At 66.0% G+C, this 18,586-nt stretch carries 19 protein-coding genes; 13 read left to right on the forward strand and 6 right to left on the reverse strand.

Annotated elements, in window-relative coordinates; all coding sequences use genetic code 11:
- The first annotated feature begins 72 nt into the window (after positions 1–72).
- From polA to coaE, 3 genes are all read left to right on the forward strand, one after another.
- Complete coding sequence (polA, locus tag VKG81_RS16875) at positions 73–2,736, forward strand: DNA polymerase I (RefSeq protein ID WP_324397727.1); 2,664 nt, start codon at positions 73–75, stop codon at positions 2,734–2,736.
- A gap of 142 nt (positions 2,737–2,878) precedes the next feature.
- Positions 2,879–4,321: a 30S ribosomal protein S1 gene (rpsA, locus tag VKG81_RS16880; protein WP_324397703.1), complete on the forward strand. Its 1,443-nt coding sequence runs from the start codon at positions 2,879–2,881 to the stop codon at positions 4,319–4,321.
- Between the two features lie 12 nt (positions 4,322–4,333).
- A complete protein-coding gene (coaE, locus tag VKG81_RS16885) occupies positions 4,334–5,503 on the forward strand; it encodes a dephospho-CoA kinase (protein WP_324397704.1) in 1,170 nt (389 codons plus the stop codon).
- Here the strand turns inward: coaE and VKG81_RS16890 are convergent.
- Entirely contained in the window at positions 5,481–5,963 is a 483-nt protein-coding gene (locus VKG81_RS16890; RefSeq protein ID WP_324397705.1) for a hypothetical protein, read from the reverse strand. The two genes, coaE and VKG81_RS16890, sit on opposite strands and share 23 nt — an antisense overlap.
- 375 nt (positions 5,964–6,338) lie before the next feature.
- On the opposite strand from VKG81_RS16890, the gene VKG81_RS16895 reads away from it, so the two are divergent.
- Entirely contained in the window at positions 6,339–6,641 is a 303-nt protein-coding gene (locus VKG81_RS16895) for a hypothetical protein (RefSeq protein WP_324397706.1), read from the forward strand.
- Between the two features lie 16 nt (positions 6,642–6,657).
- Here VKG81_RS16895 and ligD read toward each other — a convergent pair whose 3' ends face one another.
- Together ligD and VKG81_RS16905 are read right to left on the reverse strand one after the other, a co-directional pair.
- Complete coding sequence (gene ligD / locus VKG81_RS16900) at positions 6,658–7,578, reverse strand: non-homologous end-joining DNA ligase (RefSeq protein ID WP_324397728.1); 921 nt, start codon at positions 7,576–7,578, stop codon at positions 6,658–6,660.
- Between the two features lie 71 nt (positions 7,579–7,649).
- On the reverse strand, positions 7,650–8,156 hold the full coding sequence (locus tag VKG81_RS16905; RefSeq protein WP_324397729.1) for a DUF402 domain-containing protein: 507 nt from the start codon (positions 8,154–8,156) through the stop codon (positions 7,650–7,652).
- Between the two features lie 223 nt (positions 8,157–8,379).
- Between VKG81_RS16905 and VKG81_RS16910 the strand changes: the two genes are divergently transcribed.
- From VKG81_RS16910 to VKG81_RS16920, 3 genes are read left to right on the forward strand one after another with little or no spacing between them, the layout of a single operon-like run.
- Complete coding sequence (locus tag VKG81_RS16910; RefSeq protein ID WP_324397707.1) at positions 8,380–8,868, forward strand: class I SAM-dependent methyltransferase; 489 nt, start codon at positions 8,380–8,382, stop codon at positions 8,866–8,868.
- Positions 8,852–11,011, forward strand: a complete 2,160-nt coding sequence (gene uvrB / locus VKG81_RS16915) for an excinuclease ABC subunit UvrB (protein WP_324397708.1) — start codon at positions 8,852–8,854, stop codon at positions 11,009–11,011. The genes VKG81_RS16910 and uvrB overlap by 17 nt, the downstream gene beginning before the upstream one ends.
- Positions 11,012–11,061: 50 nt before the next feature.
- Positions 11,062–12,456, forward strand: coding sequence for an MFS transporter (locus tag VKG81_RS16920; RefSeq protein WP_324397709.1), 1,395 nt, complete (start codon positions 11,062–11,064; stop codon positions 12,454–12,456).
- Here VKG81_RS16920 and VKG81_RS16925 read toward each other — a convergent pair.
- Positions 12,450–13,103 carry a TetR/AcrR family transcriptional regulator gene (locus VKG81_RS16925; RefSeq protein WP_324397710.1) on the reverse strand — a complete coding sequence of 218 codons (654 nt, stop codon included), beginning with the start codon at positions 13,101–13,103 and terminating at the stop codon, positions 12,450–12,452. The two genes, VKG81_RS16920 and VKG81_RS16925, sit on opposite strands and share 7 nt — an antisense overlap.
- Positions 13,104–13,167: 64 nt before the next feature.
- Here VKG81_RS16925 and VKG81_RS16930 point away from each other — a divergent pair, with 64 nt between their 5' ends.
- The 5 genes from VKG81_RS16930 to VKG81_RS16950 all read left to right on the forward strand — a co-directional run bounded on the left by VKG81_RS16930 (position 13,168) and on the right by VKG81_RS16950 (position 15,609).
- Complete coding sequence (locus VKG81_RS16930; RefSeq protein ID WP_324397711.1) at positions 13,168–13,614, forward strand: nuclear transport factor 2 family protein; 447 nt, start codon at positions 13,168–13,170, stop codon at positions 13,612–13,614.
- 55 nt (positions 13,615–13,669) lie between these two features.
- Positions 13,670–14,002 (forward strand): SDR family NAD(P)-dependent oxidoreductase, encoded by a 333-nt coding sequence (locus VKG81_RS16935; protein WP_324397712.1) that lies wholly within the window; start codon positions 13,670–13,672, stop codon positions 14,000–14,002.
- 33 nt (positions 14,003–14,035) lie between these two features.
- On the forward strand, positions 14,036–14,386 hold the full coding sequence (locus VKG81_RS16940) for an alcohol dehydrogenase catalytic domain-containing protein (protein ID WP_324397713.1): 351 nt from the start codon (positions 14,036–14,038) through the stop codon (positions 14,384–14,386).
- Entirely contained in the window at positions 14,338–15,057 is a 720-nt protein-coding gene (locus tag VKG81_RS16945) for a zinc-binding dehydrogenase (RefSeq protein WP_324397714.1), read from the forward strand. The genes VKG81_RS16940 and VKG81_RS16945 overlap by 49 nt, the downstream gene beginning before the upstream one ends.
- 240 nt (positions 15,058–15,297) lie before the next feature.
- Positions 15,298–15,609, forward strand: coding sequence for a hypothetical protein (locus VKG81_RS16950; protein WP_324397715.1), 312 nt, complete (start codon positions 15,298–15,300; stop codon positions 15,607–15,609).
- Between the two features lie 7 nt (positions 15,610–15,616).
- On the opposite strand, the gene VKG81_RS16955 is transcribed toward VKG81_RS16950, so the two are convergent.
- Together VKG81_RS16955 and VKG81_RS16960 are read right to left on the reverse strand one after the other, a co-directional pair.
- A complete protein-coding gene (locus VKG81_RS16955) occupies positions 15,617–16,276 on the reverse strand; it encodes a UdgX family uracil-DNA binding protein (protein ID WP_324397716.1) in 660 nt (219 codons plus the stop codon).
- A gap of 24 nt (positions 16,277–16,300) precedes the next feature.
- Entirely contained in the window at positions 16,301–17,860 is a 1,560-nt protein-coding gene (locus VKG81_RS16960; RefSeq protein ID WP_324397717.1) for a hypothetical protein, read from the reverse strand.
- A 279-nt stretch (positions 17,861–18,139) separates the two neighbouring features.
- Between VKG81_RS16960 and VKG81_RS16965 the strand changes: the two genes are divergently transcribed.
- Positions 18,140–18,586: a universal stress protein gene (locus VKG81_RS16965; RefSeq protein ID WP_324397718.1), complete on the forward strand. Its 447-nt coding sequence runs from the start codon at positions 18,140–18,142 to the stop codon at positions 18,584–18,586.

An 18,586-nucleotide genomic window follows, 5' to 3' on the forward strand; every position in this document is an offset into this window, starting at 1 on the left:
AGGACCGCACCGGTCAAGACTTCCGCTGTCAGAGCGCAGACCGAGACCTCCGCCGATGACCGGCCAATACTGATGCTGCTGGATGGCAATTCTCTGGCCTTTCGGGCGTTCTACGCACTGCCTGCGGAGAACTTCAAGACACAGGGCGGGTTGACCACGAACGCGGTCTACGGATTCACCGCGATGCTGATCAACCTGCTGCGCGACGAGGCGCCGACGCATGTCGGCGCCGCCTTCGACGTGTCCCGCCAGACGTTCCGGTCCGACAAATACCCGGAGTACAAGGCCAACCGGTCGTCAACCCCCGACGAGTTCCGCGGGCAAATCGAGATCACGAAGGAAGTGCTTGTCGCGCTTGGCATCACCGTCCTGGCCGAGCCGGGTTTTGAAGCTGACGATGTGATCGCCACCCTGGCCACCCAGGCTGAGCAGGCCGGCTTCCGGGTGCTCGTGGTCACCGGTGACCGTGACTCGTTGCAGCTTGTGAGCGACGACGTGACGGTGCTCTATCCGCGCAAGGGTGTCAGCGAACTGACGCGCTTCACCCCGGAGGCGGTCGTCGAGAAATACGGGCTGACCCCGGAGCAGTACCCGGATTTCGCGGCGCTGCGCGGCGATCCGAGCGACAACCTGCCCGGCATCCCCGGGGTGGGGGAGAAAACGGCATCGAAGTGGATCGCCGAGTACGGATCGCTGCAGAGCCTGGTCGACAATGTCGACTCGGTGCGCGGCAAGGTCGGTGACGCGTTGCGCGCCAACCTCTCGCACGTGGTGCTCAACCGCGAGCTGACCGATCTCGTCAAGGACGTACCGCTGGCCCAGACGCCGGACTCGCTGCGGATGCAGCCGTGGGACCGCGACCACATCCACCGGCTGTTCGACGATCTGGAGTTTCGGGTGCTGCGCGACCGGCTGTTCGACACGCTCGCCGCGGTCGAGCCGGAGGTCGACGAAGGCTTCGACGTCCGAGGCGGCGCGATCGAGCCGGGCGGGCTGGTCGATTGGCTGGCCGACCACGCCAGTGACGGGCGCCGGTCCGGGTTGTCGGTGGTCGGCACCCACAGGCCCGCCGGGGGGGACGCGACGGCCGTCGCCATCGCCGCCGCCGATGGCGACGGCATCTACATCGACACGTCCGAAATGACGCCCGACGACGAAGCGGCGCTCGGCCGATGGCTTGGCGACGAGTCGCAGCCGAAGGCGCTGCACGAGGCCAAGGCGGCGATTCATGACCTCGCCGGACGGAGCTGGGCCCTGGCCGGGGTCACGTCGGACACGGCGCTGGCGGCATACCTCGTGCGGCCCGGTCAGCGCAGTTTCACGCTGGAGGACCTATCGCTGCGGTACCTGCGCCGCGAATTGCGGGCCGAGAACCCGGAGCAGCAGCAGTTGTCGCTGCTCGACGACTCCGACGGCGTCGACGACCAGGCGGTACAGACTCAGATCCTGCGGGCCCGGGCGATCGTCGATCTGGCCGACGCGCTGGACGCGGAACTGACCCGCATCGACTCCGCTGCGCTGCTAGGCGACATGGAGCTGCCCGTGCAGCGCGTCCTGGCCGACATCGAAACGGCCGGTATCGCAGTCGATTTGGACCAGCTGACTGAGCTGCAAAGCCAGTTCGCGGCCCAGATCAGGGACGCCGCCGACGCCGCCTATGCGGTGATCGGCAAGCAGATCAACCTCGGCTCGCCCAAGCAGCTGCAGGTGGTGCTCTTCGACGAGCTGGACATGCCCAAGACCAAACGCACCAAGACCGGATACACGACCGACGCAGATGCGTTGCAGTCGCTGTACGAAAAGACCGGCCACCCGTTCCTGCAGCAACTGCTGGCCCACCGCGACGCGACGCGGCTGAAGGTCACCGTCGACGGCCTGCTGAACTCGGTGGCCCCCGACGGGCGGATCCACACCACGTTCAACCAGACGATCGCCGCGACGGGCCGGCTGTCGTCCACCGAGCCAAACCTGCAGAACATCCCGATTCGCACCGACGAAGGTCGTCGGATCCGCGACGCGTTCGTTGTCGGCGAGGGCTACGCCGAGCTGATGACTGCCGACTACAGCCAGATCGAGATGCGGATCATGGCCCACCTGTCCCGGGACGAGGGGCTCATCGAAGCCTTCCGCACCGGGGAGGACCTGCATTTCTTCGTCGCCTCCCGGGCGTTCGGCGTCCCGATCGAGGAGGTGACGCCGGAACTGCGGCGCCGGGTGAAGGCGATGTCGTACGGGCTGGCGTACGGTTTGAGCGCTTACGGCCTCGCACAGCAGCTGAAGATCTCCACCGAGGAAGCCAAGGTGCAGATGGAGCAGTACTTCGCCCGGTTCGGCGGGGTCCGCGACTACCTGCTCGACGTGGTCGACCAAGCCCGCAAGGACGGCTACACGTCAACCGTCCTCGGCCGGCGTCGCTACCTGCCCGAACTGGACAGCAGCAACCGCCAGGTCCGGGAGGCCGCCGAGCGGGCCGCGCTGAACGCGCCCATCCAGGGCAGCGCGGCCGACATCATCAAGGTCGCGATGATCGAGGTGAACGGCGCGATGCAGGAGGCCGGCCTGAGTTCCCGCATGCTCCTGCAGGTCCATGACGAACTGCTGTTCGAGATAGCGCCCGGCGAGCGGGACACCGTCGAAGCCCTTGTCCGCGACAAGATGGGCGGTGCGTATCCGCTGGACGTCCCACTGGAGGTTTCCGTCGGTTACGGCAGGAGCTGGGACCGGGCGGCGCATTAGTGGGGGCCGGCAGCCCGCAGATCGACGTTTCGGGAATACGCAGGCCCTGGTACCGGGTTTGGCCAGCATGTACCTAGTCGAGTAGCCTCGACAGGTATCCCTTTGTCCCTACGACCCAACCTGTCCGGAGCAACCCAACAACATGCCAAGCCCCTCCGTCACCTCGCCGCAAGTTGCCGTCAACGACATCGGCTCTTCCGAGGACTTCCTCGCCGCCATCGACAAGACAATCAAATACTTCAACGATGGCGACATCGTCGAAGGCACGATCGTCAAGGTTGACCGTGACGAAGTCCTCCTCGACATCGGCTACAAAACGGAAGGCGTCATCCCTTCCCGCGAGCTATCAATCAAGCACGACGTCGACCCGAACGAGGTGGTGTCGGTCGGGGACAAGGTCGAGGCCCTCGTGCTCACCAAGGAGGACAAGGAAGGCCGGCTGATCCTGTCCAAGAAGCGCGCCCAATATGAGCGCGCATGGGGCACGATCGAGGAACTCAAGGACAAGGACGAGGCCGTCAAGGGCACCGTCATCGAGGTCGTCAAGGGCGGCCTGATCCTCGACATCGGCCTGCGCGGCTTCCTCCCAGCGTCGCTGGTCGAGATGCGCCGCGTCCGTGACCTGCAGCCCTACATCGGCAAGGAGCTCGAGGCCAAGATCATCGAGCTCGACAAGAACCGCAACAACGTCGTGCTGTCGCGCCGAGCCTGGCTGGAACAGACGCAATCCGAGGTGCGCAGCGAGTTCCTCAACCAGCTGCAGAAGGGCGCGATCCGCAAGGGCGTCGTGTCGTCGATCGTCAACTTCGGCGCGTTCGTCGACCTCGGCGGCGTCGACGGCCTGGTGCACGTCTCCGAGCTGTCCTGGAAGCACATCGACCACCCGTCCGAGGTGGTTCAGGTGGGCGACGAGGTCACCGTCGAGGTGCTCGACGTCGACATGGATCGCGAGCGGGTTTCGTTGTCGCTCAAGGCGACCCAGGAAGACCCGTGGCGCCACTTCGCGCGCACGCACGCGATCGGGCAGATCGTGCCGGGCAAGGTCACCAAGCTTGTGCCGTTCGGTGCGTTCGTTCGGGTCGAAGAAGGCATCGAGGGTCTGGTGCACATCTCCGAACTGGCCGAGCGCCATGTTGAGGTGCCCGACCAGGTGGTCGCCGTCGGCGACGACGCGCTGGTCAAGGTCATCGACATCGATCTGGAGCGGCGCCGTATCTCGCTGAGCCTCAAGCAGGCCAACGAGGACTACACCGAAGAGTTCGACCCGTCGAAGTACGGCATGGCCGACAGCTACGACGAGCAGGGCAACTACATCTTCCCCGAGGGTTTCGACGCGGACACCAACGAGTGGCTCGACGGCTACGACAATCAGCGTGGGGAGTGGGAGGCGCGCTACGCCGAGGCGGAGCGGCGGCACAAGATGCACACCGCTCAGATGGAGAAGTTCGCCGCCGCCGAAGCCGCCGCGGCCGAGAAGCCGTCGGCCAACGGCGCGTCGCGCTCGGACGAGCAGTCCGCGGGCGGGTCACTGGCCAGCGACGAGCAACTGGCCGCGCTGCGGGAGAAGCTGGCCGGCAGCGCCTAACGGCGCCCGCGAATGCTCAGGATCGGGCTGACCGGCGGAATCGGCGCCGGTAAGTCGACAGTGTCTGAGACGTTCGCCGAATGCGGCGGTGTGGTTGTCGACGGCGACGTGATCTCCCGTGAGGTTGTCGCGCCCGGGACCGAAGGCCTTGCCGCGCTGGTCGACGCGTTCGGCGACGACATCCTGCTACCGGACGGTGCGCTGAACCGTCCCGCACTTGCCGCCAGGGCGTTCAGCAACCACGACCAACGGGCCACGCTCAACCGGATCGTGCACCCGCTGGTGGCGCACAGGCGTGCGGAGATCATTGCCGCGGTGTCCGAGGACGAGGTGGTGGTCGAGGACATCCCGCTGCTGGTGGAGTCCGGCATGGCGCCGCTGTTCCCGCTGGTCGTGGTCGTGCACGCCGACGCGGAGCTGCGGGTGCAGCGGCTCGTGGAACAGCGCGGCATGAGCGAGCAGGACGCTCGGGCGAGGATTGCAGCGCAGGCCAGCGATGAGCAGCGGCGCAAGGTTGCCGACGTATGGCTGGACAACTCGGGCAGCCAGGGTGAGGTGGTCAAGCGGGCCCGCGAGCTGTGGTACGACCGGGTGCTGCCGTTTGCCCACAACGTGCGTAGCCGGCAAACGGTTACGGGTCCGGCGACGGTGGTGCCGGCCGACCCGACTTGGCCTGACCAGGCGCGCCGGATCGTCGAGCGGCTCACGACCGCTTGCGGTTCGAAGGTGCTGCGCGTCGACCACATCGGTTCGACAGCGGTGCCCGGCGTGGACGCCAAGGACGTGATCGACGTGCAGGTGACGGTTCCGTCGCTAGCGGTCGCCGACGAACTGGAGGATGCGCTGACCGTGGCCGGTTATCCACGCATTCAGGGCGTCACCAGCGACGTGCCACACACCAGAGATCGAACCTTGTGGCAGAAGCGACTTCACGCGGCCGCCGATCCGGGTCGGCCCGCGAACGTCCATCTGCGTGTCGACGGCTGGCCGAATCAGCAGTTCGCGCTCCTGTTCGTCGACTGGCTGAAGGCCAATCCCGCTGTGCGCGAGGATTATCTGGCGGTCAAGCGGGCGGCCCAGGCTGCGCCGCAATACGCCGAAGCGAAGGAACCGTGGTTTCTCGACGGGTACCGCCGCGCGTGGGAGTGGGCGGGCTCGGTTAATTGGGCGCCGGCTGGCTGACGGGGCTCGTGTTGACAACGTTACCGTCGCCCGCGTTGGACAACGGAGCGCCGCAAGCCAGTACGCCATACATCGGGTCGTCGCTGGCCGGGGTCAGGCGAGGGCCGATGAACTGATCGGCCTTTGCGATGGTGGCGTCGTCGACCAGGATTTCGCAGTGCAGGTTGGCCGAGTAAGGCCATTGGATCGAAACCTGCATGCCGGCCTGCTGTGGATCGGCCAGTACCGCGTCGGCCTCGAAGGTCCGTCCCGGCAGCATCGTCGGGTTGGAGCTCTGCACCTGGGTGTCGTTGATCTTGTAGGTGATCGTCGCCCCACGGGCGAGCCCGTCGACCCGGGCGCGGTACGTGACGTTGTGCAGCACATCGTCGGCCAGCGCCGCAGCGGGGATTAGCTGGCCACCAACGAGTACCGCGGTCAGGCAGGTCGCACCGAGCAATGCGCGCGTGGTCGGCCTCATGTCGCGGAGCTTACGCCTGCAGCCACGTCGGGGTGCAAGCGGTTGCCAGATACCCCAGGGTGAAGATTGTGGTGGGCATTGCTGTCGCAGGTGGCCGGCCCGCGATTGCGGCGCCGCGCTGAGAGGTTTTGTGGCAGAGGGTGACTGGAGGATGACCGCTGCCGTGCCGTCGGAATCTGCTGTGCTCTAGGTCTTTCTCTGGGGGGTAGCAGGTATGTGCGACCTCCTGCTATCCGGTGGCCGTCATTTGATGCCAGCCCTGACGACATCGCCTGGCGTAGGCGGGATTCTAAAACCGGCTCTAACACGACCAGCCTAGCCACAAGAAGGGCCACGTCGCCGCGCCCAAGCGGCCCGCACAGAGGAGTTTCTACCATGAAGCGCTTTACGATCGGCGCTGCGATCGCCGGGATGCTCGCTGCCGGTTCTCTGGCACTGGCCTGCACCGCCGATGCCACCGCAATCAGCGGTTCATCGGCCTCCGACGCGATCAGTCAGCTGCGAGCACAGGGGTACAACGTGCAGCTCAACACGAATGGCACAGTTGATGTCCCGCTGTCGGAATGCACGGTTTCCGGCATCCACGGACTTCCGCAAACGTCCCCGGTCGGCCAGCCGGCCCACACCACACAACTGACGACCGTCTACGTCGACGTCGACTGCCCGCCCGACAACTAGCCGGCGGCGGGCGGCATCAGCGGGTCTCCCTGGTTACTTCGTCAGCGTCTTTGTCGGTGCGCAGGCCGATGTAGCGCGGGTGACGCAGCTTGCCGTCACGCGTCCATTCGGTGAATCCGACCTGGGCGACCAACTCCGGACGCACCCACGTCGCGCCAGGCTCGCGGACTCTCCCGGGAGTGAAGGGCTGTTCTTCCTGCCTGATGCCCGACAACCGCTCGTGTAGAGAGTCCAGCGTCGCGTCGTCGAAGCCGGTACCCACCTTGCCGGCATAAACCAGGTCACGGCCATCGTGGTAGCCGACCAGCAACGCGCCCAGTCCGACCCGGCTGCCGCGGGGGGCGGTGTAGCCGCCGATCACGAATTCCTGGTCGCGTACGCACTTGAACTTCAGCCAGTTCCTCGAGCGGCGACCCTCGTAGGCGGCACCGGCCAGCTTCGCGATCACGCCCTCGTCGCCGCGCTCGCAGGCCGCGTGGTAGGCCATCTCGCCTTCTTTCCAGCGGTGGGTGGTGTACCGAAGCGGATCATCAAACTGAACGGCGTTGCGCAGGAGCCGCTTGCGCCAGATACACGGCAGCTCGGTGGTCGCATACCCGTCCAGGTGGAGCAGGTCGAAGACGTAGTAAAAGATGGCGATCCGAGACGCCCGGGCGTGCTCCGGGTCCATGATGCCCAGTCGGCCCTGCAGACGCGCGAAGCTCGTGCGCCGGCCCTCGAATGCCACGACCTCGCCGTCGACGACGAAGCGGGAGGTGTCCTGCGCAGCGAGCGCGTCGGCGAGTTCCGGGTAGGTTCCGTCGAGAGGTTGACGATTGCGGGACAGCAGCCGCACATGGTCGCCGTCGCGAAACGCCAGGCAGCGCATGCCGTCGAACTTGCGCTCGAAGATCCACGCGGGATCGGAGAAGCGCTTATCGGTCAGCGTGGCCAGCATCGGCGGGCGCCACGACGGCACCGGCTCTGCCCGAAGCGCAGCGCGCAGGTCGTCGGGCAACCGATCAAGGGTCACCGGCCTCGCCACGTCAGCTCCATGCCGACGCCGGCCAGCCACTCGTGAAGGTCGTGGCCGCTGCGCGCCAGGCCGTCGATCGCGTTCACCGCCCGGTGTATCGCTCGCTCGACGGTGCGGCTGCCGAGCAGCCCGTGATGGTGCGCGTCGAGCAGATCGTCGATGTCGAGCAGATCGGTGCGCAACCCGGTATGGACGACCAGGTCGAGGTAGTGGTCTTCGGAGCGCCACACCGCTTCGCCGGGAGTGAACTCACCGACGTCGAGGTAGTAGTCCTGCTCGCGTTCGTGGCCCGGGTTGAAGTGGAAGATGTTCGCCCGCAGGCCCAGCGACGGCAGCAGCCACGACTCGAGGTAGTGGAACTGGGCCCGGCCGGGTGTCGGGCGTGCCATATACAGCCCCCACGGCCGCACGGCGTACAGGTCGACGGCCCGCACGATGCCCTTCGGGTCGGTGTTGGTGCGCGCGACTAGGTCGAACGTCTCGTGTTTCGGCGGGTGGATAAAGTCAGCATAGGCTCGGATAACGCTGAAATGACAAACACCAGCAGACCTTCGTTCAACCACAACGACTTCTATCACCGGCTCCTGCTGCGCACACGGTGCCGGTGCAGTGCGACCACGCTCTGGACAGCGGCTGCGGCACCGGCGTGTTCGCCAGGAAGCTGGCCCGACACGCACGATTTGTCGAAGCCGTTGACAAGGCTGCCGACGTGGTTGCCGACGCGTGTCGGCAGTCGATCGGCACCCGAACCTCGCTTACATCCAGGCAGATTTTTCCGACTACGACCTCCGCCCCACCGGGTACCAGTTCATCTCGTGCCTGGCGAGCCTCCACCACATGCCGTTCGCCGAGACCGTCTCGCGGCTGCGCGATGCATTGGTGCCCGGAGGCGTGCTCGTGGTGCTGGGCTGCTACCGCACGGCGACGCTTGCGGACTATCTGCACGACGTGGTGGCGGTGCCCGCGAACCTGGCGGCCCGAGCGGGTGTCGGAATGGCTGCGGTTCTTCACGGCGATCGCGGCATCGAATCGGCCACCGCACCGATCAGCGAGCCGCAGATGTCCTTGCTCGAGGTCAGGGCGGAAGCCTCGCGGCTCCTTCCCGGAAGTGAAACTCGGCGTTGGTTGGTCTGGCGGTACACACTCGTCTACCGACGCCGGGAACGTGTCGGTGACGACGCCTACCCTGGACCACATGGCTTTCGCGACTGAACACCCCGTGGTGGCGCACTCGGAATACCGCGCCGTCGAGGATGCCGTGCGCACGGGTGGCCGCTTCGAGGTGGTCAGCCCGTATACGCCCGCGGGCGACCAGCCCACCGCGATCGACGACTTGGAGCGTCGCATCAAGGCGGGGGAGCGCGACGTGGTGCTGCTCGGTGCCACCGGCACCGGCAAGTCGGCGACGACGGCGTGGCTGATCGAGCGGGTGCAGCGGCCGACGCTGGTGATGGAACCGAACAAGACGCTGGCCGCCCAGATGGCCAACGAACTGCGGGAAATGTTGCCGAACAACGCTGTTGAGTACTTCGTTTCGTACTACGACTACTACCAGCCCGAGGCGTACATCGCGCAGACTGACACCTACATCGAGAAGGACAGCTCGATCAACGACGACGTCGAGCGGCTGCGGCACTCCGCGACTTCCAGCCTGCTGTCGCGCCGAGATGTGGTCGTGGTGGCGTCGGTGTCCTGCATCTATGGTCTCGGTACACCGCAGTCTTACCTGGACCGTTCGGTGGAGCTGCAGGTGGGGACCGAGGTGCCGCGCGACGCGCTGCTTCGGCTGCTGGTCGACGTTCAGTACTCCCGCAACGACCTGGCGTTCACCCGCGGCTCGTTCCGGGTGCGCGGCGACACGGTCGAGATCATCCCGTCGTACGAGGAGCTCGCGGTGCGCATCGAGTTCTTCGGCGACGAAATCGAGGCACTGTATTACCTGCACCCGCTGACCGGCGAGGTCATCCGCAAGGTCGATTCGCTGCGCATCTTCCCGGCCACCCATTACGTGGCCGGCCCCGAGCGGATGTCGCACGCAATCTCGACGATCGAGGAGGAGCTGGCGGAGCGGCTGGCCGACCTCGAGCGTCAGGGAAAGCTGCTGGAGGCGCAGCGGCTGCGGATGCGGACCAACTACGACATCGAGATGATGCGCCAGGTCGGGTTTTGCTCGGGCATCGAGAACTACTCGCGGCACATCGACGCGCGTCCGGCGGGCTCCGCGCCGGCCACCCTGCTGGACTACTTCCCCGAGGACTTCCTGCTCGTCATCGACGAGTCGCACGTCACAGTGCCGCAGATCGGCGGAATGTACGAGGGCGACATCTCGCGCAAGCGCAACCTGGTGGACTACGGCTTCCGGTTGCCGTCGGCGGTCGACAACCGGCCGCTGACGTGGGAGGAGTTCGCATCGCGCATCGGGCAGACGGTGTATCTCTCGGCCACACCCGGGCCGTACGAGCTGAGCCAGTCCAGTGGCGAGTTCGTCGAGCAGGTCATCCGACCCACCGGCCTGGTGGATCCCAAGGTCGTCGTGAAGCCGACCAAGGGTCAGATCGACGACCTCATCGGGGAGATCCGCAAACGCGCCGAGGCCGACGAGCGGGTGTTGGTCACGACGCTGACCAAGAAGATGGCCGAGGACCTCACCGACTATCTGCTGGAGATGGGCATCCGGGTGCGTTACCTTCACTCCGAGGTCGACACGCTGCGTCGCGTCGAGCTGCTGCGCCAGTTGCGACTCGGTGAATACGACGTGCTGGTCGGCATCAATCTTCTGCGTGAGGGTTTGGACCTGCCGGAAGTATCGCTGGTGTCGATCCTCGACGCCGACAAGGAAGGGTTCCTCCGGTCATCGCGCAGCCTGATTCAGACCATCGGCCGCGCCGCCCGCAACGTGTCCGGCGAAGTTCACATGTACGCCGACAACATCACCGAATCGATGAAGGAAGCCATCGACGAGACGGAACGGAGGCGGGCCAAGCAGATCGCCTACAACAGAGAACATGGCATCGACCCGAAGCCCCTGCGCAAGAAAATCGCCGATATTCTCGATCAGGTATACCGGGAGGCCGAGGACAGCGACACCGTGGAGATCGGGGGTTCGGGACGCAACGCGTCACGTGGCCGTCGCGCCCAAGGTGAGCCGGGCCGGGCGATCAGTGCCGGGATCGTCGAGGGCCGCGACACGTCGAACATGCCGAGGGCTGAACTTGCCGATCTCATCAAGGATCTCACCGCCCAGATGATGGCTGCTGCGCGCGATTTGCAGTTCGAGCTGGCGGCCCGTATCCGGGACGAGATCGCCGACCTGAAGAAGGAACTACGGGGGATGGATGCCGCGGGGCTGAAGTGACCCCGCGGGCTCTTGATCTGAACCACGGTTGAGCTTCTACGGTGTAAGACGTGAGTGATGCGGCCACCGTTCTCACCGGGAGCTGGCGGGAGCTACTGGGCCGCGAGCACCTCCGAACGGCGACCGTACTCGCAAGCGGCGTCGGCCTGTACGCCACCAACGAGTTCCTGACCATCAGCCTGCTGCCCAGTGCCGTCGCCGACATCGGCGGCCAGCGGTTCTACGCGTGGGTCACCACGGTGTACCTCGTGGGCTCGGTGGCGGCGGCGACCACCGTCAGCCCGCTGTTGATCCGGTGGGGACCGCGGCTGTCCTATCTGATGACGTTCTTCCTCTTCGGTGCGGGCAGCGTCGGTTGCGCGCTGGCGCCCAGCATGGAGATTCTGCTGGTAGCCCGCACGGTGCAGGGTGTGGCAGGAGGCCTCCTTGCCGGACTTGGATACGCGGTGATCAATGCCGCGCTGCCGGGCCGGCTGTGGACCCGGGCTTCGGCTCTCGTGTCGGCAATGTGGGGAGTCAGCACGTTGCTGGGCCCGGCGGCGGGCGGGCTGTTCGCCCAGTTCGGCATCTGGCGCTGGGCGTTCGGGTCGTTGGCCGTGATGACGGCGGCGACGGCCACTCTGGTCCCCGGCGCGCTGCCGCACGGCCGCGCCTCGAGCGGCGCCCTGGCGACGTCCCGGATTCCGATGCGATCGCTGATCCTGCTCGGCGCCGCGGCGCTGGCGGTGAGCGTGGCAGGCATCCAGCGCACCGCGACCGCGACAGCGGGGCTGCTCGCCGCCAGTGTCGGGCTTGTCGGGTGCTTTCTCGTGGTCGATCGGCGGGTGCGGGTGGCGGTGCTGCCCCGCGCGGCCTTCGGCCCGGGCCCACTGAAGTGGATGTACGTGACGATCGGGCTGCTGATGGCGGCGACGATGGTCGACATGTATGTGCCGCTGTTCGGCCAGCGGCTGGCGCATCTGGTGCCGGTGGCCGCGGGCTTTCTCGGTGCGGTGCTCGCTGTCGGTTGGACGCTGTCGGAGATCCTCAGCGCCTCACTTCGCAGGCGACGGGTCGTTGCTCGTTTGGTGGCGGTAGCGCCGCTGGTCGTGGCGATCGGGCTCGCGCTGGCGGCTGCGACGCTGCGGACGAACCCGATGTGGTCGGTCATCGCGGCCTGGGCGGCGGCGTTATTCATCGTCGGCGCAGGAGTCGGGATCGCATGGCCGCACCTGTCGGCGTGGATCATGGGCGCGGTCGAGGATCCGGTCGAAGCCGGCGCGGCCGCCGCGGCCATCAACACCGTGCAGTTGATCTCCGGAGCGTTCGGTGCCGGCCTGGCGGGCGTCGTGGTGAACTCAGCCGAAGGCGGCGACGTTGCTTCTGCTCGTTGGCTTTTCGCGGTGTTCGCGGTACTCGCCATCCTGGGTGGATTCGCGTCCTTCCGGTCCAGGCCCACTCAGTGAGCTGGGGGCGCCGCCGCGAAGCCGCTGACGAGTGCGGCGATGTCGCGTCCAACGACCTCGGCATACGACCGGCCGCCGTACAGGCCGGCGGCCCAGTGGCGAGCGCCCTCGCCGACCATCGACTGCGCCAGATGAGCCAGGTGGGCAACATCGACATCGCGGGGCAGCTTGCGATCCGCCTGAGCGCGTTTGAAGAGGTCCAGAAACAACGTCGAAATCCGGTCGTGCGTCTTGCCTTCGGCCTGCGCCCGGTGCTCCTGGCGATAGCCCTCCAGGACAGCCTCGATGATCAGCTCCGGGGGATTGCGTCGCATCGTCTGCTCGAGGGAGGTCAGCGCGGCGCCAATGACCGCCGACACCTCATAGGGCTTGCGCAGCAGTTCGCGGGCTCTGCGGTGAGCATTCTCGGTCGAAAGCACACCGGCCTCGAAAAGCACGTCCTCCTTGTGGGGAAAGTAGAAGTAGAACAGCGCCTTGGACACGCCCGCCGCGCGGCAGATGTCGGCGACGGTCGTGTTCGCATAACCGTTGGTCCGCCACAGGGCAATGGCCGCCTGTACCAGGACGTTCCTCGTCGCGCGAGAGCGAGTGGGCCCCCATTCGGACTGACCACGGTCAGTCGCCAGGTTGACGACTTTATCCTGCATTACTCCTCGCTGAGATCCATCGAACTGTTGACTCAAGTCTAACTTCGATATTACGTTGACGGGTATGTCCAGCGATCGGGACGAGATCGTCGAGGTGCTGATCCGCTACGCGACCGCGATCGATCAAAAAGACTGGTCACTTTTCAAAACCTGCTGGGCCGAGGACGTGGTTGCCGACTACGGCCAACTCGGGCACTTCACCGACGTCGAGGCGCTGACCGACGTGTTCAGGGCTGCCCACGACCCGATGGGTCCGACCTATCACCGGATGTCGAACTTTGTGCTCGAGGTCGCAGGAGACCGCGCCACTGTGCGGTCTTATTTCCATGCCGTCTTGATGCTGAACCCGGGTGACTCGGGCAACTGGATCGACACCGTGGGCCACTACGACGACGCATTCATACGAACCGCCCAAGGTTGGCGGATCAGCCAGCGCGCGGTGCACATCGCACGGCTGATGACCGGTGGTGAGGTGGCCGCAGCGGCGACGTCACAACCGGCAGGGCAGTGAAATGACACACCGAGGCGCCGGCGACGAATTCCGGCGTAAGTACGGGAGTTGGGCCTTGATCGCGGGGGCCTCCGAAGGAGTCGGCGCAAGCCTGGCCGACCGACTCGCCGCACGTGGACTCGACTTGGTGCTGATAGCGCGTAACGGTCCATTGCTCGAGCGCGTGGCGCAAGAGGCGAGGGACCGCCACGGTGTCGAAGTTCGCCCAGTCGTCCTCGACCTCACCAGCGCCGACATGGTTTCCCGTCTGGCAGAGGCGACCGATGGCATCGAGGTGGGGTTGGTTGTCTACAACGCCGGCGCGGCCAACCGCACCACGACCTTTCTCGAAGACTCGCTTGAAGATTCGCTCGGCCAGGTCAAGCTGGCCTGCGTAGGCGTCAGCTGATTTCGCCACCCAACGAGCGAAAGGGCAATAGGCGTGAGGGCAGCGGTGTTGCGGGCCGGCGAGGTGCAGGTGCGCGAAACCGAGGATCCGGTTCCCGGCGCAGGCCAGCTCCTGCTGAAACCGCTGAGCGCCGCGATGTGCGCGTCGGACGTGCACTACATGGATCACCCCGACGATCCCGCCCCCCGGTTCGTCTACGACGCGGACCGAGACACGGTGATGGGTCACGAGTTTGTCGGCGAAGTCGTCGGCCTCGGCCCTGACTGCTCAGGCGCCTTCCCCATCGGAAGCCGTGTGACCAGCATGCCGCTGCTGATCCGCGCGGGGAGGAGCCGTTGGTCATCGGGCACCATCCCGATGCTCCCGGCGCCTACGGCGAATTGATGCTCGTATCTGAGATGTTGACCCGCGCTGTTCCGGACCGCGTCGGCGACGATGCCGTCGCTGTCGTCGATGCGTTCGCCGTTGGCGAGTTCTACGTGCGAAGTTCTGGTATCACTCCAGGGAACTTGCCCCTGGTGATCGGCGCCGGCGCCATCGGGCTGTCCGCGGTGGCCGCATTGGCCGCGAGAAATGTCGAGCCGATCATCGCGTCCGACTACAGCCCCGAGCGCCTGGAATATGCCAAAGCCTTCGGTGCTGACGTGCTCGTGAACCCGTTGGAGCGCTCGCCGTACGACGTATGGCGCGAAGTGGCCAAACATCAAGGGATCACGACGCCTCAGGTGATTTACGAATGCGTGGGCGCCGACGGGCTCGTGCAGAACATCGTCGAGTCCTGCGAGTTCATGGCGCGGGTCTTCGCCGCCGGCGGCTGGCACGGCAACGACTTGCTGTCGTGTCTCGATGCAACTCACAAGGGCGTCACCATCCAATTCGGTGGCGGTCCCCACCTGCAGGACTGGTACGGCACCCTCGAGGCGGTGATCGAAGGTCGGCTTGACCCGATGCCCAGTATCGGCAAGGTGATCGCTCTCGACGACGTCCCCGAGGCGCTTGATCAGGTCCGCAAATCTCACAGACCACCCCGAATCGTCGTCCACCCGTGCGGTTGAGTCGCCCAAGAGGGGTGCCCCGCTTGCGCGCCGTCAACGCCCCCTCGTGGCTCTGGTCCGCGGAGGCGCCAGGTTCGAGAAGGGCGCGCTCGTCGAACGACCCGACGAATCGCCATGGACAAACGTCGCGCCGTCAAAGTCTTGCTGTAGGAATCCTGTGGGTGCTCGAGGCGGAAACTGCTAATGCGTCCCGCGGCACTTGATAGCATGTCCGCAGACAGTCGACGGGAGGACAGTGACGTGAAAAACCTCATCGTCATCGGGGTCAGCGCCCTCGCGGCGATCGCGGCGTCGCTGATCCTGATCAGCCAGGCGGACGCGACACCCGACCAGAGCGGCCAGACGTTCGCCGAGGCCAAGGCAGCGCTGGCGCAGGCGGGCTTCTCGGTGGTGGTGGCCACATCCATCGGCGACCAGCTACCGCAGGATCAGTGCACCGTGGTGCGTCAAGAGACCACCACCGCGTCCGCTTTCGCCGGTGGCGGCTGGGCCGGCGCGGACACAACACCGCGAGTCCGACTGTCGTTGAATTGCAACAAGCCCAAGTCGTAGCCGGCCGCTAGCCCAACAGGCCGCCCGCGAACCGCAGGTCGGCGACAAGCGCGTCAAACGCCGTCTCGCGCTCCCCCGGCGGTGCGCGCAGCACCGATGACGGGTGCACAGTAACGACGACCGTCGGATCGAAGCCGAGTTTCAATCCCGGGTCGTCATCAGGTAGCCGCAGGGCCTGGCCGCGGTGCTGGGTGAGCCGAAAGTCATTGCCCATAAGAGACTTTGCGGCAGTAGCACCCATCAAGACCACCACGTCGGGCTGAACCGTCGTCAACTCCGCGATAAACCACGGCCGGCAGGCGATCACCTCGGTTCTGCTCGGTGTCTTATGGATTCGGCGTTTACCACGTTCTACCCGAGTGAATTTGAAGTGCTTCACAGCGTTGGTCACGTACACCAGGCCGCGTTCGATGCCGGCGGCGGCGAGCGCCTTGTCAAGCAAGTGGCCCGCTGGACCGACGAAAGGCAGGCCGGCGCGGTCCTCCTGGTCGCCGGGCTGTTCCCCGACCAGCATCATCTGCGCATCCGGCGAACCCGCTCCGAAGACGGGCTGATCGGCGTACCGGTACAAGTCGCAGCCGCGACAACCGCGCACGGCGGCTGCCAGGTCGTCCAGGTCGTGGGTGTCCGGCACGAAGTCCTGTGCCCCCGGCGCCCGCATTCGCATCACCCCGAGCCCACCTTATCGGGCTCATCGGGACGACTTGGTGACCTGGGCGAAGCTGAACTGCCATCGTTGCACGATGTGGAAGCCGAACCGCGCCTGCACCTGGTACGCGGGCGCGCGGGCCATCCTGGGCCCGGGAGGTAGGGCCACGCCAGTCGCACGGTCGGAGAGCGTTTTGTCGCGCTCCGACACCGTCCAGATCACGTTGCATTGTCTAACTCGGTCCACGACCGCCCATACCGAAACGGCGCCATCCCACAGCGTGTGCTGCCGCGCGGCCGGCATTCCGCGATCGAGGTCCTTCAGCTTGCCGTAGGCCGCGGGGCGCACCGCGGTGATGGGCCGGATGGGGCCGGGCTTCCATGCCGCGGTGTTATCCAACAGCAGGCAGTCGCCGGCGGACGCGTGAAAAGTCAGGACGTCGGCTATCTGACTGAAATCCATGCCTTCTTTCGCATACGGACCTCGTTGACTGAGGACGTAATTGGGCACGGCCACCGCCGCGAGTGCCAACAGCACAGCGGTGATGCGCCACGGAGTACGCGCGACGGTGACGATGCAGATTCCGAGCAACACCGCCATCGCCGGCACCGTGAAAAACAGGTACCGGGGGTAATAGAGGGGTTCTATGGCTGCGGAGTAAACGATCAGCGCGGTCGTCGGTATCACGATCCACGCCAGCGAGACTCGCAGGAGCGTGCGCGTGTCGGGGTCCGGCCGCCGGTCATGTCGGAGCCACACGACAAGCAGCGCGGCGGCGATGACGACGCCGGCGGCGACGGCGAACGGGACGCTCTTGTCGAAATACTGCTGAACCGCGACGTCACCGAAGCTGCGGGCGCCAATCGGGAAGATCCAGGCAACCTGGAATTTCTGGCCGTGAGCGAAGAGCATGAATGGAGTCAGCGCGAGAACCACCGCTGTCGATGTACCGGCCCACCACATGACCGTCGACCGTCGCGCCGACAGGATGGCCAGCAGGGCGCCGTAGACCGGCACCAAGAACACGAGATAGATGTTCAGCAGGATCGCCAACAGCAGCACGAGTGCATACAGCAACCACAACGACGGCCGGGCACGCCGCACCGCCGCCACCACCAGGATCGTCAGCCAGACCGCGAGCACGGCGGTCAACGCGTAGGACCGTGCCTCGATCCCCGCCCAGGTGGTACGGGGCAGAATCGCGAACATCACTCCCGAGCAGACTGCTACCGACCGCGAGGAAAACTGCTTTGCCAGCACCACCACGCCGGCGGCGGCCACGCCGACGGCGAGGCCGCTGGGAACCCGCGACCAGAACTCGGTAGCTGGAGAGAAAGTGAACCAGCCGTGCATGAGCAGGTAGTACAGGCCGTGCACGGCGTCGATGTTGCCGAGCAACTGCCACATCTCGGCGAGCGAACGGTTCTTCGACGCCGAGATCGTGGCACCTTCGTCGAACCACAGCGACGGCCGACTCGCACCGGCGAGCGAGATGACGACGGTCAGCACAGCGACCGCGACGGGGTCGTACCTTCCGGCCGGTTCCCGCGTCGCACGACGCACGCCCGTCGCGTGTTCGGGGCTCAGGGTCTGCGACAGCACTATCTGGGAGTTTAGGGCTTAGACCCCGCCGGTGACGGGTGAAGGCTCCGCTCGGGACATGCTGATCGACGAGCGCGCCGAAAGCGTTCTGGGCCAGAATCATTGCGTTGATCAGCCCGCGTTGACGCAGCCGAGTGGCCTCTGGAGAGTCCCGCGCCAAGCGGGTCGCCGGTAGGCGCTCACCCGCGCAAACGGTAAGGTGTCGCGAATCAGACCCACCGTCGTGCAGTGAAGCGTTACTGTCTGCGATGGCGTTTGCAAATGACACCGGGAGGGTAGATGGGCGCCTATCAGACCATCGTGGTAGGGACCGACGGCTCGGACTCCTCGCTGCGTGCGGTCGACCGGGCCGGCGAGATTGCTGCCGGCTCGAACGCGAAAGTGATCGTCGCGACGGCGTACTTCCCCCAGGGCGACGACCCCCGCGCGGCCGACCTGCTCAAGGACGAGGGATACAAGACCCAGGGCAACGCACCGATCTACGCGATCCTGCGCGAGGCCCGCGACCGGGCCAAGGCCGCCGGCGCCCACAACATCGAGGAGCGCTCGATCGTCGGGGCACCGGTCGACGCGCTCGTCGATCTCGCCGAGGAGGTCGACGCCGACCTGCTGGTGGTCGGGAACGTGGGTCTGAGCACCATCACCGGGCGGTTGCTCGGGTCGGTGCCCGCAAACGTCTCGCGCCGCGCGAAAACTGACGTGTTGATCGTTCACACCACCGGCTGA

It is taken from the genome of Mycobacterium sp., from assembly GCF_035314905.1.
Lineage (GTDB): Bacteria > Actinomycetota > Actinomycetes > Mycobacteriales > Mycobacteriaceae > Mycobacterium.

Excerpts from the sequence above, each read along its gene's own strand:
- uvrB (WP_324397708.1), top strand. The coding sequence starts at position 8,852 with ATGGCTTTCGCGACTGAACACCCCGTGGTGGCGCACTCGGAATACCGC.
- VKG81_RS16925 (WP_324397710.1), bottom strand. The coding sequence starts at position 13,103 with ATGCAGGATAAAGTCGTCAACCTGGCGACTGACCGTGGTCAGTCCGAA.
- polA (WP_324397727.1), top strand. The coding sequence starts at position 73 with ATGCTGCTGGATGGCAATTCTCTGGCCTTTCGGGCGTTCTACGCACTG.
- VKG81_RS16895 (WP_324397706.1), top strand. The coding sequence starts at position 6,339 with ATGAAGCGCTTTACGATCGGCGCTGCGATCGCCGGGATGCTCGCTGCC.
- rpsA (WP_324397703.1), top strand. The coding sequence starts at position 2,879 with ATGCCAAGCCCCTCCGTCACCTCGCCGCAAGTTGCCGTCAACGACATC.
- VKG81_RS16890 (WP_324397705.1), bottom strand. The coding sequence starts at position 5,963 with ATGAGGCCGACCACGCGCGCATTGCTCGGTGCGACCTGCCTGACCGCG.
- VKG81_RS16965 (WP_324397718.1), top strand. The coding sequence starts at position 18,140 with ATGGGCGCCTATCAGACCATCGTGGTAGGGACCGACGGCTCGGACTCC.
- VKG81_RS16955 (WP_324397716.1), bottom strand. The coding sequence starts at position 16,276 with ATGCGAATGCGGGCGCCGGGGGCACAGGACTTCGTGCCGGACACCCAC.
- ligD (WP_324397728.1), bottom strand. The coding sequence starts at position 7,578 with ATGCTGGCCACGCTGACCGATAAGCGCTTCTCCGATCCCGCGTGGATC.
- coaE (WP_324397704.1), top strand. The coding sequence starts at position 4,334 with ATGCTCAGGATCGGGCTGACCGGCGGAATCGGCGCCGGTAAGTCGACA.
- VKG81_RS16930 (WP_324397711.1), top strand. The coding sequence starts at position 13,168 with ATGTCCAGCGATCGGGACGAGATCGTCGAGGTGCTGATCCGCTACGCG.